The sequence below is a fragment of the Mesorhizobium sp. M0496 genome (genome assembly GCF_040321205.1).
In the GTDB taxonomy this organism is placed as follows: Bacteria; Pseudomonadota; Alphaproteobacteria; order Rhizobiales; family Rhizobiaceae; genus Mesorhizobium.
Window position 1 is genome coordinate 59461 of record NZ_JAMYRC010000006.1, and the last position, 14456, is coordinate 73916.

General features: G+C 60.6%; 12 protein-coding genes. All 12 read right to left on the bottom strand.

Going from position 1 to position 14456, the window contains the following annotated elements; translation table 11 throughout:
- Positions 1–23: 23 nt before the first annotated feature.
- On the bottom strand, positions 24–749 hold the full coding sequence (trbJ, locus tag NKI73_RS08285) for a P-type conjugative transfer protein TrbJ (RefSeq protein WP_352628469.1): 726 nt from the start codon (positions 747–749) through the stop codon (positions 24–26).
- On the bottom strand, positions 746–3196 hold the full coding sequence (gene trbE / locus NKI73_RS08290) for a conjugal transfer protein TrbE (protein ID WP_352628471.1): 2451 nt from the start codon (positions 3194–3196) through the stop codon (positions 746–748). Before trbE ends, trbJ begins: the two co-directional genes overlap by 4 nt.
- Positions 3190–3462 carry a VirB3 family type IV secretion system protein gene (locus tag NKI73_RS08295; RefSeq protein WP_023689361.1) on the bottom strand — a complete coding sequence of 91 codons (273 nt, stop codon included), beginning with the start codon at positions 3460–3462 and terminating at the stop codon, positions 3190–3192. Before NKI73_RS08295 ends, trbE begins: the two co-directional genes overlap by 7 nt.
- Positions 3462–3770, bottom strand: coding sequence for a TrbC/VirB2 family type IV secretion system protein (locus NKI73_RS08300; protein ID WP_023669260.1), 309 nt, complete (start codon positions 3768–3770; stop codon positions 3462–3464). The genes NKI73_RS08295 and NKI73_RS08300 overlap by 1 nt, the downstream gene beginning before the upstream one ends.
- An 11-nt stretch (positions 3771–3781) precedes the next feature.
- Positions 3782–4750 carry a P-type conjugative transfer ATPase TrbB gene (trbB, locus tag NKI73_RS08305; RefSeq protein ID WP_352628474.1) on the bottom strand — a complete coding sequence of 323 codons (969 nt, stop codon included), beginning with the start codon at positions 4748–4750 and terminating at the stop codon, positions 3782–3784.
- Positions 4747–5160, bottom strand: a complete 414-nt coding sequence (locus NKI73_RS08310; protein WP_023708017.1) for a CopG family transcriptional regulator — start codon at positions 5158–5160, stop codon at positions 4747–4749. Before NKI73_RS08310 ends, trbB begins: the two co-directional genes overlap by 4 nt.
- Positions 5161–5280: 120 nt before the next feature.
- The gene (locus NKI73_RS08315; protein WP_352628638.1) at positions 5281–7311 is read right to left on the bottom strand and encodes a conjugal transfer protein TraG; all 2031 of its coding nucleotides are present in this window, start codon (positions 7309–7311) and stop codon (positions 5281–5283) included.
- A 302-nt stretch (positions 7312–7613) separates the two neighbouring features.
- A complete protein-coding gene (locus NKI73_RS08320) occupies positions 7614–9320 on the bottom strand; it encodes a patatin-like phospholipase family protein (RefSeq protein ID WP_352628476.1) in 1707 nt (568 codons plus the stop codon).
- A gap of 12 nt (positions 9321–9332) precedes the next feature.
- Complete coding sequence (locus tag NKI73_RS08325; RefSeq protein ID WP_352628478.1) at positions 9333–10304, bottom strand: HNH endonuclease family protein; 972 nt, start codon at positions 10302–10304, stop codon at positions 9333–9335.
- Positions 10304–12277, bottom strand: coding sequence for an AAA family ATPase (locus NKI73_RS08330; protein ID WP_352628480.1), 1974 nt, complete (start codon positions 12275–12277; stop codon positions 10304–10306). Before NKI73_RS08330 ends, NKI73_RS08325 begins: the two co-directional genes overlap by 1 nt.
- A gap of 671 nt (positions 12278–12948) precedes the next feature.
- Entirely contained in the window at positions 12949–13182 is a 234-nt protein-coding gene (locus tag NKI73_RS08335; protein ID WP_352628482.1) for a hypothetical protein, read from the bottom strand.
- A 33-nt stretch (positions 13183–13215) separates the two neighbouring features.
- Positions 13216–14235, bottom strand: a complete 1020-nt coding sequence (locus NKI73_RS08340; RefSeq protein WP_352628484.1) for a Y4kA family protein — start codon at positions 14233–14235, stop codon at positions 13216–13218.
- Between the last annotated feature and the right edge of the window lie 221 nt (positions 14236–14456).

Consider the following 14456-nt stretch of genomic DNA (forward strand, 5'->3'; position numbering starts at 1 on the left):
TCGTTGTCTTGAAGAACTGCCGCTCAGTTGCCGGGATAAGCGGTGGCGGTGCCCAGGAAACGCTTCGTCGTCTCGCGAGCGGCTTCCTCAGACTGCGCCGTGCGCGCCGCATCCTCGGCCTCGGCCCGGAACTGGGTCGCAAGCAGCGTCTGGATCTGCATCTGCTGCTTGGTCGAAAGCGCGATCAGCTGATTCGTAGCCTGGCTTGCCTCGAGGGCACCTGCCGCGCTCTGACTGCGATTGACGAGATCGGTAAGCAGGTCGCCATCGGCCTGCACGTTCTCGACGATCTGCGACTGCGCGCTCATGGTCTGGCGGAACGCCTGCATGGCGCTCTGCCAGCGCTCGCGCGCGGCGCTCGCCACATCGCTGACCTTGATGGTGGCGTCGTAGCTTTCCGGATATTGCTGGCGCCACTGGTCCTGCAGCTTGTCGAGATCGAAGCTCAGGCCGCTCGCCTGGGTCATCAGACCGTCAATCCGTTGGAGCGAGCCGGTAAGCTGGCCCACGGAAGAGAAATCCAGGCGCTGAAGGTTGCGCGCCATGTTCTGCAGCATGGTCGCCTGGTTCTGAAGCGACTGGATTTGGTTGTTGATCTGCTCCAATGCGCGTGCTGCCGACAGCACATTCTGCGTATAGTTGGACGGGTCAAACACGATGAGCGCATAGGCCGGCTGGACGTAGTCAGCCATCGGTTTGGCAATCAGGGAAACGGTGACCAGGCTAGTAAAAAGGCGGCGTCCGATCATGACGATTGCTCCTTGTTAGGTTGAGGAAATTGCTGGAGAAGCTCGGCAGCCCAATCCAGGCCGCGCGCACTGAAGAAACGGGCGGCAAAGCTGCCCTGCCCTTCTTCGGAAAGAATATTGTCGATCAGGGTCTGCGCGGCCGGGTCGGAGGCGCCGCAAAGCGCAAGAGCGATCGGGCCTAGCCCGAGCTCGAAGAGGCGATTGCCGCGGCGCGACTGCAGATAGTAGTGGCGCTTCGGCGTGGCGCGGGCGACCAATTCGATCTGTCGCTCATTAAGACCGAAGCGCTCATAGGCTGCCCGTGCCTGCGGCTCCACCGCACGATCATTGGGGAGAAAAATGCGCTGCGGGCAGCTCTCGATGATTGCGGGTGCGATAGAAGAGCCGGCGATGTCGGCAAGCGACTGCGTCGCGAAGATGACGGAGACGTTTTTCTTACGCAGCACCTTAAGCCATTCGCGGATGCGGGCGGCAAAGAGCGGGTTGTCGAGATAGACCCAGGCCTCGTCGAGCATGAGCAGCGTCGGCCGCCCGTCAAACCGGTCCTCAAGACGATGGAACAGATAGGTGAGCACAGGCAGCACAGCGCCTTGGCTGTGCATCAGCTCCTGGGTTTCGAAACACTGCACATCCGAGATGGCCAGCCGGTCGTCATCGGCATCGAGCAGTCGGCCGAATGGTCCGTCGAGCGTGTAGGGCATCAATGCCGATTTGAGCGCATTGGACTGAAGCAGGACCGACAGGCCAGTCAGCGTGCGTTCCTGCGCCGGCGCGGTGGCGAGGCTGGTGAGCGCCGACCAGATTGCCTCCTTCACCTCCGGGGTGACGGTGACATTCTCGTGGGCAATGAGGCCGGCGATCCATTCGGCCGCCCAGCTCTGTGTGGCCGGGTCGTCGATGTGGCGCAGCGGCTGGAAACCAAGCGCACCATTCGCACCCAACGCATGGTGGTCGCCGCCCATGGCAAGCGCGGCGGCGCGGGCCGAATTGCCTTTGTCGAAGACATAGATTTGCGCGCCAGCGTAGCGCCGGAACTGCAAAGCGATCAGGGCAAGCAGAACCGACTTGCCGGCACCGGTCGGCCCGACAATCAGCATGTGGCCGACATCGCCGATATGGGTCGAAAGCCGAAACGGCGTCGAGCCGCTGGTTTCGGCGAAAAGAAGCGGCGGAGCGCGATCGCCGGTGACCTCGGCAAGGTGCTCGTTCTCCGCTGGACCTGCCCACACGGACGACAGCGGCACGAGATGGGCAAGGTTAAGCGTGTGAACGAGCGGCTGGCGAACGTTGGCGTAGACATGACCCGGCAATGAACCAAGCCACGCTTCGACGGCATTGATGCTTTCGCGAATGGTGGTGAAGCCGAGCCCGTTGACGATCCGCTCGACGGCGCGAAGCTTTTCCGCGGCGGCTTTACGGTTCTGATCCCACACCGTCACCGTTGTGGTGAGATAGCCGAAGCCGACATGATCGCCGCCCAATGCCTGCAGTGCTGCATCGGCATCGAGCGCCTTGTTGTCGGCGTCGCTGTCGACGAGAGGCACCGGTTCGTTGGTCACCACCTCGCGCAGAATAGCCGCGATCGATTTGCGCTTGGCAAACCACTGCCGCCGGAGCCGAGTCAGCGTCTTCGTGGCTTCCGCCTTGTCGAGTGGAATGAAGCGCGTCACCCAGCGATAGGCGAAATCCTGGTTATTGAGCGCATCAAGGATTCCTGGCCGGGTGACGTTCGGAAAGCCGAGAACTGTGAGCGTGCGCAGATGCTGCTCGCCCAGCATCGGCTCTAGGCCGCCGGTCAGCGGCGCGTCAACCAGGACGCCGTCGAGATACATTGGCGTTTCCGGCACGGCGACCGGATGACGGCGTGTCGAGATCGTGCCGTGCAGGTACGTCAGGGTCTCGGCATCGTCGAGCGCGCGCACCTCGGGCACGAAGCCCGAAAGAAGATCGAGAACGCGGTCAGTCTCGTCTCGGAACCGGGCAAGCTCCTGGCGCCAGTCTCTTTCCCCTCCCAAGTCATGCGACTCGACGAGAGCACTTTCCGCGCGCGCTTGGCCATCGGGCCCAGGCATGAAGACCAAGGTCAGATGATAGATGCTCTCGAAATGCGCGACCTTGCCCTCGAAGGCCGCGCGCCGTTCCTCATCGATCAGCCATGAGGCAGCATCGGGAAGCGCCGAGCTCGGATAGCCCAGCGCTTCGCTGCGCTCGGCCTCGAAGAATAATGCCCAGCCGGAGCCGAGCCTTCTCAGCGCATTGTTTGCCCGCGCGCATATGCCGATAAGTTCGGCCTCCGTCGCGCTTTCAAGGTCGGGGCCACGAAACCGCAACGTCCGCTGAAAGCTGCCGTCCTTGTTGAGCATGATGCCGGGCGCGACGAGTGCTGCCCACGGCAGATGGTCGGCAAGCCGGTCGGCTTTGCCGCGGTATTCGGAAAGCTTCAGCATGCAAGCCAGCCCTTTTGACGAAGATGACGGACAAGCACGCTGGCAAAATCCGGATCACGCCGTGCGGCAAAGACCGCGAGCGTGTGGCCGGCGATCCAGAGGATCAGACCGGCAATCCACTGCTGCAGGCCTAGGCCGATGGCCGCGGCCACCGTGCCATTGAGGATCGCCACCGCCCGCGGCGCGCCGCCGAGCAGGATCGGCTCGGTGAGCGCCCGATGGACCAGAACCTCGAAGCCTTCGATATGCTGCTCTCCGGTGCTCATCAGACGACTGCCCCGCCGCCAAAGGAGAAGAAGGAAAGAAAGAAGCTCGAGGCCGCGAAGGCGATCGACAGGCCGAAGACGATCTGGATCAGCCGGCGGAAACCGCCCGCCGTGTCGCCGAAGGCAAGGGTCAGACCGGTGGTGATGATGATGATCACCGCGAGGATCTTGGCGACCGGCCCCTGCACCGATTCCAGAATCTGCTGCAGCGGCTGTTCCCACGGCATGCCGGAGCCGGCAGCGTGGGCCTGGGCCGTGAGAAGAAGCGCGACGGCGGCGAACGAAAGAAAGCGAAGCTTCTTGCGCATGAGGTGACCTTTCAGAGCTGCTGGAGTTGCGGAAGTGTGAGCGGGGTGACGGCGTAATCGCCGCTGCCGTCGAGACCCGTGACCTCGGCGATCGCGTCAACGCGGCGCGCGGGTCCTCTTCCGGCAATAAAGATGACCAAGTCGACGGCATCGGCGATCAGCCGGCGGGGAACGGTGACAACGGCTTCCTGGGCGAGCTGCTCAATACGATAGAGTGCGGAGCGTGCCGAATTGGCGTGAACCGTGGCAATGCCGCCGGGATGTCCGGTGTTCCATGCCTTCAGCAAATCGAGCGCTTCCGCGCCTCTGACTTCGCCGACGATGATGCGGTCGGGCCTCAGCCGTAAGGTCGAGCGTACGAGATCGGCGAGTGTGATGGAGCCCCGCCTCGTCCTCATGGCAACGCAGTCCTTGGCCGCGCATTGCAGCTCGCGGGTGTCCTCAATCAGGATCACCCGCTCATCGCATTCGGCGACTTCTGCCAGTAGAGCATTGGTAAGTGTCGTTTTGCCCGACGATGTGCCGCCGGCGACCAGGATGTTGCGCCGCTCGCGCACTGCCTTCCTCAGGGCATCAGCCTGCAGCGGGAGCATGACGCGATCGGCGACGTAGTTGGCCAGCGTGTAGAGTTTTGCCGCCGGTTTGCGGATGGCGAAGCATGGCGCCAGCACGACCGGCGGTAGCAGACCCTCGAAGCGCTCGCCTGATGGCAATTCGGCACTGACAATCGGACTATCTGCATGCGCCTCGGCGCGTACATGGGAGGCGACGAGCCGGATGATGCGTTCCGCCTCGGAAGGATGCATATGCACGCCTGTATCGACCCGGCCTTCTCCCAACCGGTCGAGCCTCAGCGCGCCGTCGGGGTTGACCATCACCTCGATGACGGTCGGATCGGCAAGGGCCTCGGTGATCGCGGCGCCCATGGCTGTGCGCAGCATGGCTCGGCGGCGGTGGTCCGCTGCGGGATGAGAGTTCATCCTTCGCCTCCATTGCCATTGCCGTAACCAAGCGAGCGCTTCCCGGAGGCTATCTGGCGACCGACCTGCTCGACGAATTTGTCAAAGCGCTCTTGGGCGATCGCCTGTGTCGCCCGATCCGGAATTGGCGTGTGGGCATGAAGCGTGATTGAAAAGCGGATTAAGAGCGCCAGGCTCTCCAGAGTTATTTCGGCGTCGCGCCTGACATGGTCGAGATCGCGGGAAAGACGGTCCAGCCGCTTGCCGTAGCGCTGGTCGAGCTCGTTTTCACCACGCCGTTCGATGAAGGCCTCGACCGCTTTCGCGACGATTGCCGATTTCGTGGTCGACGGGTTGCGGCTGAGGGTTTCCAGCTTCTCGCTCAATTCGGGTTCGAGCAGAAACTGGTGGCGAATGCGATGGGGCTTCATACGTCTCGTTCCGACTGGCCGGCGCTGATGCGCCGGCGGTGCGAACGAACATCGCCGAGATCCGCAAAATCGCTTATGGGCGTTATCTACGCCGAGATACGCCTCAGTTGCGGAAAGCGTTCAGAAGCCGGGGATGATGTCCTTGTCGTCGGCCCTTCCCTCGTTGAGGCCGTAGGCGCTCGCCGCGGTAGAAACCCGGTCCATGACGCGCTTGTCTGCGAGTGCCTCGGCGTCATCGTCCGACAGATTGAAGAGGTCATCCTGATCAGGCTCCCGAGAGACGACGACGTGTTCTTCAGGCAGGCCGGGATGACGCTGCTGTTGCACGCCGCTCCCTTCTTCGATTGCCGCGCCGGCGTGTTCGTCATCGGCAGGGAGACGGCGGTCAACACTGCGGACTTGTCCGCTCCAATCGTCGGGGCGCGACGCAGGACAGTCCGCGTACAGACCGTCGCGCAACACCGGCGCCGGCAGCACCCGTTCGGTGAAATTCGGATCCTGGTAATAGCGCAACTTCTGGGCGCGGATCGGCGGCAACCCGGAAACAAGGATTAATTCGTCAGCTTGCGGCAACTGCATCACTTCGCCAGGCGTCAGCAGCGGGCGAGCGGTCTCCTGGCGACTGACCATGACGTGCGAAAGCCAGGGCGCCAGCCGGTGGCCGGCGTAGTTGCGCATGGACCTGAGTTCCGTCGCCGTACCGAGCGCATCCGATATGCGTTTGGCCGTGCGCTCGTCGTTGGAGGAAAAGGCAATGCGCACATGGCAATTGTCGAGAATGGCGTTGTTCTCGCCATAGGCTTTGGAGATCTGGTTCAAGGATTGCGCGATCAGATAGGCGCGGATGCCGTAACCCGCCATGAAGGCGAGCGCGGTCTCGAAGAAGTCGAGGCGACCAAGAGCCGGAAATTCGTCCAGCATCATGAGCAGTTGGTACTTGCGGCTTTTCTTCGGGTCACCTTCCAGCCGCTCCGTCAGTCGCCTGCCGATCTGATTGAGCACCAGTCGCACCAGTGGCTTGGTGCGCGAAATATCCGATGGCGGCACCACTAGATAGAGCGACATCGGTCGTTCCGCATCCATGAGGTCGGCAATGCGCCAGTCGCAGGCCGATGTTGCCGAGGCAACCGTCGGATCACGATAGAGCCCGAGAAACGACATTGCGGTCGAGAGAACGCCAGAACGCTCGTTCTCTGACTTGTTCAGCACCTCGCGAGCCGCCGAGGCCACGACGGGATGGACCCGAGGTGTGTCCGCCGTGCCGAGGTGGTTGGTGGTCATCATCCGCAGCAGTGTCGCGGCAAACGAGCGTTGCGGATCCGACAGGAAAGTGGCGACGCGCGCGAGCGTCTTTTCTTCTTCCGCGTAGAGCACGTGCAAGATGGCCCCGACCAAGAGTGAATGACTAGTCTTCTCCCAATGATTCCGCCGCTCCAGCGCGCCTTCCGGATCGACGAGAATGTCCGCGATGTTCTGAACGTCGCGGACCTCATCTGAACCCCTGCGCACTTCCAGCAGCGGGTTATAGCGCGCCGATATCGAGTCGGTCGGATTGAACAGGAGGCAGAAAGAGAACTTCGACCGCCAGCCGGAAGTCAGCTGCCAGTTCTCGCCTTTGATGTCGTGAATGACGGCCGAGCCGGTCCAGGAAAGAAGCGTTGGAACGACCAATCCCACGCCCTTGCCCGAACGTGTCGGCGCAAAGGCCATGACATGTTCCGGCCCGTCATGTCGCAGATAGTGATCCTTCAGTTTGCCAAGGAAAACGCCGGCCGGCTCAAACAGGCCTGCCTTCTCGATTTCCCGAGCCGCGGCCCATCGTGAGGAACCGTAGGTGGTGACCAACCCCCTCTGCCGCGCGCGCCAGAGGGAGCCAGCTATTGCGGCCGCACACCCCAAGAATCCGCTGGCTCCGGCAAGCATGCCGGCCTTGTCGAAGACCTCAGGCGCATAGGCGTCGAAGTGAAACCACCATTCGAACAGTTTCCACGGCTTGTAGATCGGCCGGGCCGCCGCGGCAAACCATGGCGCGCCAAGCTGCGGCTGATAGTCCAGCATGTGGGCGCACCATTGCGTTGCCGCCCATACGCCAACGATGACGATGGCGAACACAACTACGATCTGGCCGACAAGGAGCTTCGTCGGTGTCACGGGCACAGCCTCCACTGTTTGGTAGTAGATGGAAGCAGCATGACGTGACGTTTCAGAATATCGAAGATACCCAATATACGCGCCCGTGCGATGCAGTGAACGTTGCAGGCTTGGAAGACTGGGGCGCCAAGAAGTGTCATCGCGAAGGGCGACGAGCGAATGACTTGTATGGGGCCGAGACTGGACTGTCAGGTTTGGGCTGCTGCTGTGCAATAGCTGCCGTTCGGCAACCAACCCCGTTTCCGCGACGTCTTGACCTTTGTCGATCAGACACCTTCGCGGTCCGGCTGCAATTGTTGCGGTCAATAGTCCATCCGGGCAACAGAGCGGATCCGGCTGCGGCTCTTCGGCATATGATCGTCGAAGCTTTCCAGCGGCTGTTGCTTCTGAAACACTTTTCCAAGAGCGGCGATCGCCTCCGCTCGTTCTCGCAAGATCTGCCGTTCGCTTACCGAGAGATCCTTGTAGGATGACGGTTCGTAGCTGGTTGCGATCTCTGCGTATCCAAGCGAGCCCGGTTCGGGTGCTTCTGCGTAGGCATCGGCGAATTGGCGCAGCATCTCGTCGAGCGCGCGGACTTCGACCAGATAGCGACGCCACTTGTGCTCGTTGAGTTCGAAATCGCTGTTGATCAGGTCGCCGGCACGTTCGCCGAAGCCGGTAAGCTGGTCGATGCGTTCCGGCGGCATGTCCAGATTGAGGCCGCCTTCCTCAGGCTTGAGGTTGACCGTCGCGGTCCGTTCGCGATAGCCGGCGAGGATGGACTGGAGGGTATCCTGCCAATCCTTGGCGCTGTCAAAGAGGCCGAATACGAAGGCGATCAATCCGGAAAATCCTCGGGTCGGAAGGAGTTGTCCCTGTCCTGCCTTTGTCGGGAGGAATACCCGGGTTTCCTCGGTGTTTTCCGGCTTCTCCCGCCGATGGTCATATTCCCCGAGCGAGAAGCCGAAGGTCGGGCGCGACGGCAGGAAGCGGTCGAAGAAATGAACCGGAAAATTCGACGACAGTCCACCATCGGAGAACATGCAACGCACCAACCTGTCCTGTTCGGGAACGCCGACCAGCGTATAGTCGATCCTGTAGAGCGGCACCGCCGATATCAACGCCGGGAAGCTGAGGCTCATGCGTGCGAGGACCACTAGCGGAAGATTGTCGATCTTGAACGGATAGAGGTCGCTTGATCCCTCTTTTGGCGTCGTCAGCATCGCGTCGACGACACGGGCCGGAAAAAGAGACCGGAAGTCCCGCTCGGAAAAGTAATGAAGATTGTTCTCCATCGGCAGCACGTAGGGGCGATGCGAGGTGATGTCGGTGATCACCGTCTGCACCCTGATCTCGCGGGATTGAAGGTCCTTGACCCCGAGCGGCGCGGCGGTGGCCGGACGCCCGGCGACGAGATCGATCGTATCGGCCAGCCACTCGGTCAGGGCGGGATGGCCGGCCGGCATGTAAGGTTGGGTCATTCCGTTGCAGAGGCCGTAATCGGCCTCCGGAAGCCTGCGGGCGACATCGCGGGCGGCGACAAAACTCGCCGTGGCGGCCGGCAGGAGAACGAGCAGGAACAGGAACAGCAGGACAGCGAGGATCGCCGGCGCAGTCGAATGCCAGGTGAACGGGATCATGAAGGCAACAATGATGGCGGGGATGGCACCCAGGAGCGCTGGCACTGGGTAGCCTTTCAAAAGTGCGAAGACTGTGCCCGCGATACTTTTCGACATCGCCGCCAGCATCAGATTGAAGACCGGACGAAGCTCCAGGCGGGGCTGGAATTTCTCCAGGAGCGTCGCCGACAACTGCTTTGGAAGCGCCTCGATCTTTTCGAATCCGCCGTCCGCGCGTCCGTATTCGGCCGCAGCCGTAACGACGGCGGCAATCGCACCGGCCGACGTGCCGCCAATATTGCGGAAGCGGTACTTGTGCGAGAGTTTCACGACGGCCTTCGGATAGACCACCCCGCTGGTGATCCCACCTTTCATGACGAGGTCGCAGCTCCTTTCAGGCGCGCTCATGTCCCATCTCCCTCAGTTGGTTTTAAGCGTCTTCGACCAAGCCTTCACAAGGCTCGAATAGGGCTGGTCAGGCTCCGCCATCGCGCGGATTTCGTCCAGGATCTGGTTGACCAGGAGATCGAGCCGCGCACCCATCGTCTTGTTCTTCTTATCGCGGCTGGCAAGCAGCCCCTCCGAGATCTTGCCGATCTCGTCGATCAACCGGCTCAGAAAATCGAGCTTGCGCAGGATCCGCGTTCGCTCCTGGACCAATCCGAGACGATTCAGGCCGTAGACATGGATCGATGTCAGGCCACGCCGGGAGGGGACGTTATCCTTGAAGGCGGGAAGAACGAGCCCGAGGGGGTCACCGCGGTCGATGTGGAATACCAGGTGCTCTTCCGGATCGTCCACGCAGGGGTTGACCAGGTCGGGCTGCTCGTCGATGCCGGGAAAATCCGCCGTCGCCCTGTCCGCGCCGGCGATCGGAAACAGATCCTGCTTGCCAAGCGATGCCTTGACCCCTTGCATCTCGGGCGCCGACAGGAGTTGTGCGAGGCTTACCGGGAATTTCGGCAAATCCTGCCAACGCCGGCGATTGCAATCGATGCAACTCGGCAGCAGGTTGTCCCATACCATGGCGAGCCACCAGTAGCCGGGATGATTGGCAACGCCGGCGATGCGTCCCTTCGGCCGGTAATGTTCGACATCGACCGGTGCCTGGTTGGCATATCGGCTTTCGCAATAGGCGCATTTGCCGAAGAACAGCTTGTCGAGCGCATATTTGACCGCTTCGTCGGAATAGGCGCTAAAATCGAACGTCTTCTCCTTCTTCTTCCTTGCTTTCGTGGCTGGAGCCAGCGCGCCGGCGGCTGCTCCCGCAGCTTCAGCCTTTGCCTTCGCCTCGAAGAATATCTTCGCCTTCGCTAGTTCCTTGCCGCCGCGGCTCTTGTCGCCGACAAGGACACCCGGCGTCGAAACCAGGGCCCGATCGACGCGCCGCATCAGATGCCCTCCAGGACGGCCAGGATTCGCCTTTTCGTTTCGTCGCGCAGGTCCTCGCGTGGCTTGCCGGCAAGGTTGCGCCGCTTGACAAGGTAGTCCGCAACGGCCTCCTGCACGAGCCGGGCAGCCTCGCTCATCCCGACCGGAAGGGCGTCCACCACCTGCCTGCGGATCGCGTCCATCGCAGCCCTGACGGCCTGGTCCGGCGCACTTCCGGCCTTCGCGAGATAGTCGCCAAGACGGGCGAGGCTTGCCTCCGTCTCGGGATCGTCGGTGGAAAAAAGGCTGAACAGGTCCGAGGTCAGGAGTTGCTCGATGGTCAGCGCCGACACCTTCGGCAACTGCGTCAGGCTGTCGACCATGACCGGGATCTGGCCACTGCCATGCTGCCTTGCGACCTTGCTCAACACCACCACCTCCCCGTCGCGCATTCCCCTGAGGCACAATGGATCATGGGTCGTGACTATGAAGGTCATTGACGGCAAGGCGGTGCGCAGGCCCTTCATGATATGGATCTTCCAGCGCGGGTGGAGATGGGCCTCCACCTCGTCGATCAGCACAATTCCCTCCGCCGAGGGCAGCGTCGTGAAGTTGGGATTGATGGCGCGATCCATGAGCCATCGCATGATGTCGCAGGACAATGCGAGAATGGTGCGGAAGCCTGACGAGACGTTCGAAAGCGGCGTCCTGCTCTTCTTGCCGGACGCATCGATCTGCATCTCGACGAAGCAGCGGCCCTTGGCCTGGTCGCGATAGATGACGTCGATCTCTTCGGCCGCCCCGAAGATCACGCCCAGCGCCTGGACGACGGCCCTGTACTCGGTTGGCGGCAGGCCTAGGAGCCAGTTCTCCGGATTGCTGAGCAGGCTGTCAGTATGGAACAGGCTGAGCACCGGTCGCGACGGTTTCCAGGCATGCAGGTCACGCACATAATGACGGTATGCGCCGTAACCGAAGACCAGGGGCAACCGGTTCTCGCCGGTTTGGGAATAGCCCTTGCCGCCGACCGCGAGTGTCGAGACCTGTCCGTTGTCGAATTGAAGCCGGACCTTGGCCGATGACTTCTGAGGTAGGTCCTCGGCACCCATGAAACTCGGGTTCAACCTAAGGCTACCCGGTTCTTCGACAAGATCAGGGCGAGCTCCATCGCCGATGAGCGCAAGCGCGATCGCCTCCAGGATCGAGCTCTTGCCGGTAGCGTTCTCACCAAGGATCAAAAGGGCCTGCGCTATGCGTTCGGTCGGATCTGGCGCAGCCGGCAGCTGTATCGACAGGGTCTCGATCGCCTTGAAGTTCGTCAGCCGGATTTCCTGCAGGCGAGGTCGTGCTCCAGCGATGTCGGCTTCCTCGACGATATTCGCAGACGCGGTGATCGCTGCGATCTCGGCGTCGCCGGCATCGGCCTGACGCCTCAGCATCCGCCAGAGGCCGACGAATTCATTGGTGTCGTTCGGCCCATCGCCTTCGAGTTTTGCGTAGTCGTCGAAGGCTTGCTTTCGCCTGGTTCTCAATCGCGTCCGATTGAGCCGGAAATGCTTGATCGTCTCCTCGCCCTGCGGGCTTGCGGCTTCCAGCGATCCGTCGTCGCGCGGGACGAGATGGCGGGCAATGTCGTTGGCACCGGGATCGACCAGGAGCGGTGTCTCGTCAAGCTCTAGATCCGGCCACGTCCCATCGCCATTCTCGACGAACCGGGCGTATTCTTCCGGCGTCGGGATGTGCGCCCTCTGTCCTTTGACGGGGAAGTACGTGGTTCGCTTCGGCCTGCAGTCCCCGCAGATCGGATAGAGGTTGATCCAGGCATCCGACAGCCAACCGTAATAAAGATGGGCATCGCGCGCGCGGCCGTCCTCCTCGCTGCCGATCGTTGGCTCGGCATCGTTCATTGGCCTGAAACGGTGTAGGAACATGCTTTTCGAAGCCTGCTCGCAGAAAGCGCATTTCCCCAGGAACATGTGCGAGAGATCACGCATGATCTCCCGTGACTCGAACTGCATGATCGGAACACGGGTCTGTTCACGCTTCAAGGGATCGAGCTGCAGATATCGAAGAAAGGATTGCCGCCTTTCTCTCGCAAGCGAGTCTCCGAGGGCTGCTGGCGGACTTGGTGCCCGCATGACGTAACGCATGATCTACTCCAAGTGGTTCGGTGTCGGCACGTCAGGCTTCATTTTAGGCTAAAAGACGATTCCTCGGCGGGCAGCATTTCTACCCTTTAGAGTCGACGCTGATCATGTGAATATCGCGAGAAACTTGCAACCATAAAGTTTAATTCGAATAATAACTTCTCGCCTGCTGCATCTATATAGGCCTAATCGGGATCACGATAACGCCACAAGCTCACGTGTCTTGTCTGCGGTATTATGTCTGCTTTCAGTGCACGCCTGACGTCGACGGGGTGACCGACATGCGGGCGCATCGCCGCCAGGCAGCATCGGGGCCGGTAGCCGACTGGCCGCTCCCGGGTCCGATTTTCGATAACGGACGTCCAGATAAGCTGACAAGGGCAAGCCCGCTGCTCAAACGAGCAGTAGCTGCTCATAACGGTGAAACTCGACAGTGTTTTGACCGTACCTTTTCGCACAGTTCAGCCGCCCTCAAGGGTAGTACTATCGAATGGGCAAAGGGGACGTGCGCGATAAGCCTACTTCCCTTTCTTGGGCTTTGGAGTCGGCATGGGCTTTGGAAAGGGATGGAGGGGGTCGCCATTAGGGTTCGCTGTTGCCGCGACATTCAGGTAAATCTTTTCCAAGTCTGAACTGACCCGGATAGCCAATCCCGACGACGACACCTGATCGATGAATTTCTTCTGGAATTTCTCGTTTGCTGCCATCTTAGTCATGGCCTTAATGAATTCCGCGGCGTCGAACGATGCCATCTGGTCCTCCCGTTGGCTCACTGTTAGAAAACCCTACTTGTCCGTCACGATTGTCGAGAGGCGACGGAAGTCATCCTTGAAGTTATCATCCTTGGCACGATCGAGATTTCGATTTCCGGTTTCGATCAACGGCTTGGCACCAGGCAGCTTGAGACGTCCGAGTTCATCCGTCACAATGGTCGACGGTTTGCTCGATAGGCTCAGGTCAATGATGATCGTGTGGACGTCCAGCCTGTAGTTCTTGCTGGTCAGACCTAGACTGGCGAGCCTCCATCCCGTGCCTTCCGCATCGAAGCTGGTCGATGGAGACAGATCGCCCTTGGTCCTTGTCGTGAAAGTGATCGTGTCAGTCATATGCGCGGTTTTCCAGTCGTCCTTTTCGCCGCCCAAATTTCCGGTCTCGTTCTGAACGAGAAAGTCGTCGAACAGATTGTGCATCCGAAGCGCACCAGTGCTCGGAAACAGGCGGTTGGTTGCGCTTGTATAGCTCTTGTCCGGCAACTTCGACGTGGGCGTCACTAGGTTGAAGTTCTTGCACAGTCCTTCAGGTGTCTTGATCCCCAAGGATTCAAACGTGTCGAAGACGCGGAACTGCCGTTTGCCCTGGCGAGTACGCGTGCTGCCTATATCGATGCCAATCGTGTCGGTGCGGCTGGTGAATTCGCCGAGAACAGAAGCCGACAGTCCTGAATCGTTCTGGAGAGTGCCGTCCAAGGAAAAATCATAGCTAATGAGTATGTTCCGATAGAAATCAAAGGCGTCACGTTCGTGCTTGGGTTCGATCTTGTTGAGGTCAAGCGCATGAAAGTTTTCTCGATTGCTCAGCAGCCATGCCGCTGTTTCGGATCCATCCATGCCTTCATATTGCACACTCTTCCCGTATGCCTTGAAGCGGTCAACGAGCCAGAGATCCTGTACCGCATATCGCGCATCACATCGGACTTGGGTCGCAATGTCGCGGCTGCTGTAACCCATGACATCGTCGGGCAATGGATAGGCAGCACAGCCACCAAGCATAGGCATAACCAACCAAGCCCATCGAGCCTTGCCCATATTTCCCCAGCCTCCCCAACCAGTCGTTTTACTGCGACCCTCTGGGAGAATGATTTGTTCCTCTTTTTCAAGAAAGTAAAATTGATTTTCTGCCCGCCGAGCCGATCGGCTCTAGCACTGCGGTCTCGCGACGAACCTGAAGCCACAAGCCGAACGAATTTCTTGCGGATACTTATGGAGAAAAGAGATCTTAGGCGATCCTGGCCACGACCTGATCGTTG

Coding starts and splice junctions, on each gene's coding strand:
- trbJ (WP_352628469.1), bottom strand. CDS start 749: ATGATCGGACGCCGCCTTTTTACTAGCCTGGTCACCGTTTCCCTGATT.
- trbE (WP_352628471.1), bottom strand. CDS start 3,196: ATGCTGAAGCTTTCCGAATACCGCGGCAAAGCCGACCGGCTTGCCGAC.
- NKI73_RS08295 (WP_023689361.1), bottom strand. CDS start 3,462: ATGAGCACCGGAGAGCAGCATATCGAAGGCTTCGAGGTTCTGGTCCAT.
- NKI73_RS08300 (WP_023669260.1), bottom strand. CDS start 3,770: ATGCGCAAGAAGCTTCGCTTTCTTTCGTTCGCCGCCGTCGCGCTTCTT.
- trbB (WP_352628474.1), bottom strand. CDS start 4,750: ATGAACTCTCATCCCGCAGCGGACCACCGCCGCCGAGCCATGCTGCGC.
- NKI73_RS08310 (WP_023708017.1), bottom strand. CDS start 5,160: ATGAAGCCCCATCGCATTCGCCACCAGTTTCTGCTCGAACCCGAATTG.
- NKI73_RS08320 (WP_352628476.1), bottom strand. CDS start 9,320: ATGAGCGCGCCTGAAAGGAGCTGCGACCTCGTCATGAAAGGTGGGATC.
- NKI73_RS08325 (WP_352628478.1), bottom strand. CDS start 10,304: ATGCGGCGCGTCGATCGGGCCCTGGTTTCGACGCCGGGTGTCCTTGTC.
- NKI73_RS08330 (WP_352628480.1), bottom strand. CDS start 12,277: ATGCGTGATCTCTCGCACATGTTCCTGGGGAAATGCGCTTTCTGCGAG.
- NKI73_RS08335 (WP_352628482.1), bottom strand. CDS start 13,182: ATGGCATCGTTCGACGCCGCGGAATTCATTAAGGCCATGACTAAGATG.
- NKI73_RS08340 (WP_352628484.1), bottom strand. CDS start 14,235: ATGGGCAAGGCTCGATGGGCTTGGTTGGTTATGCCTATGCTTGGTGGC.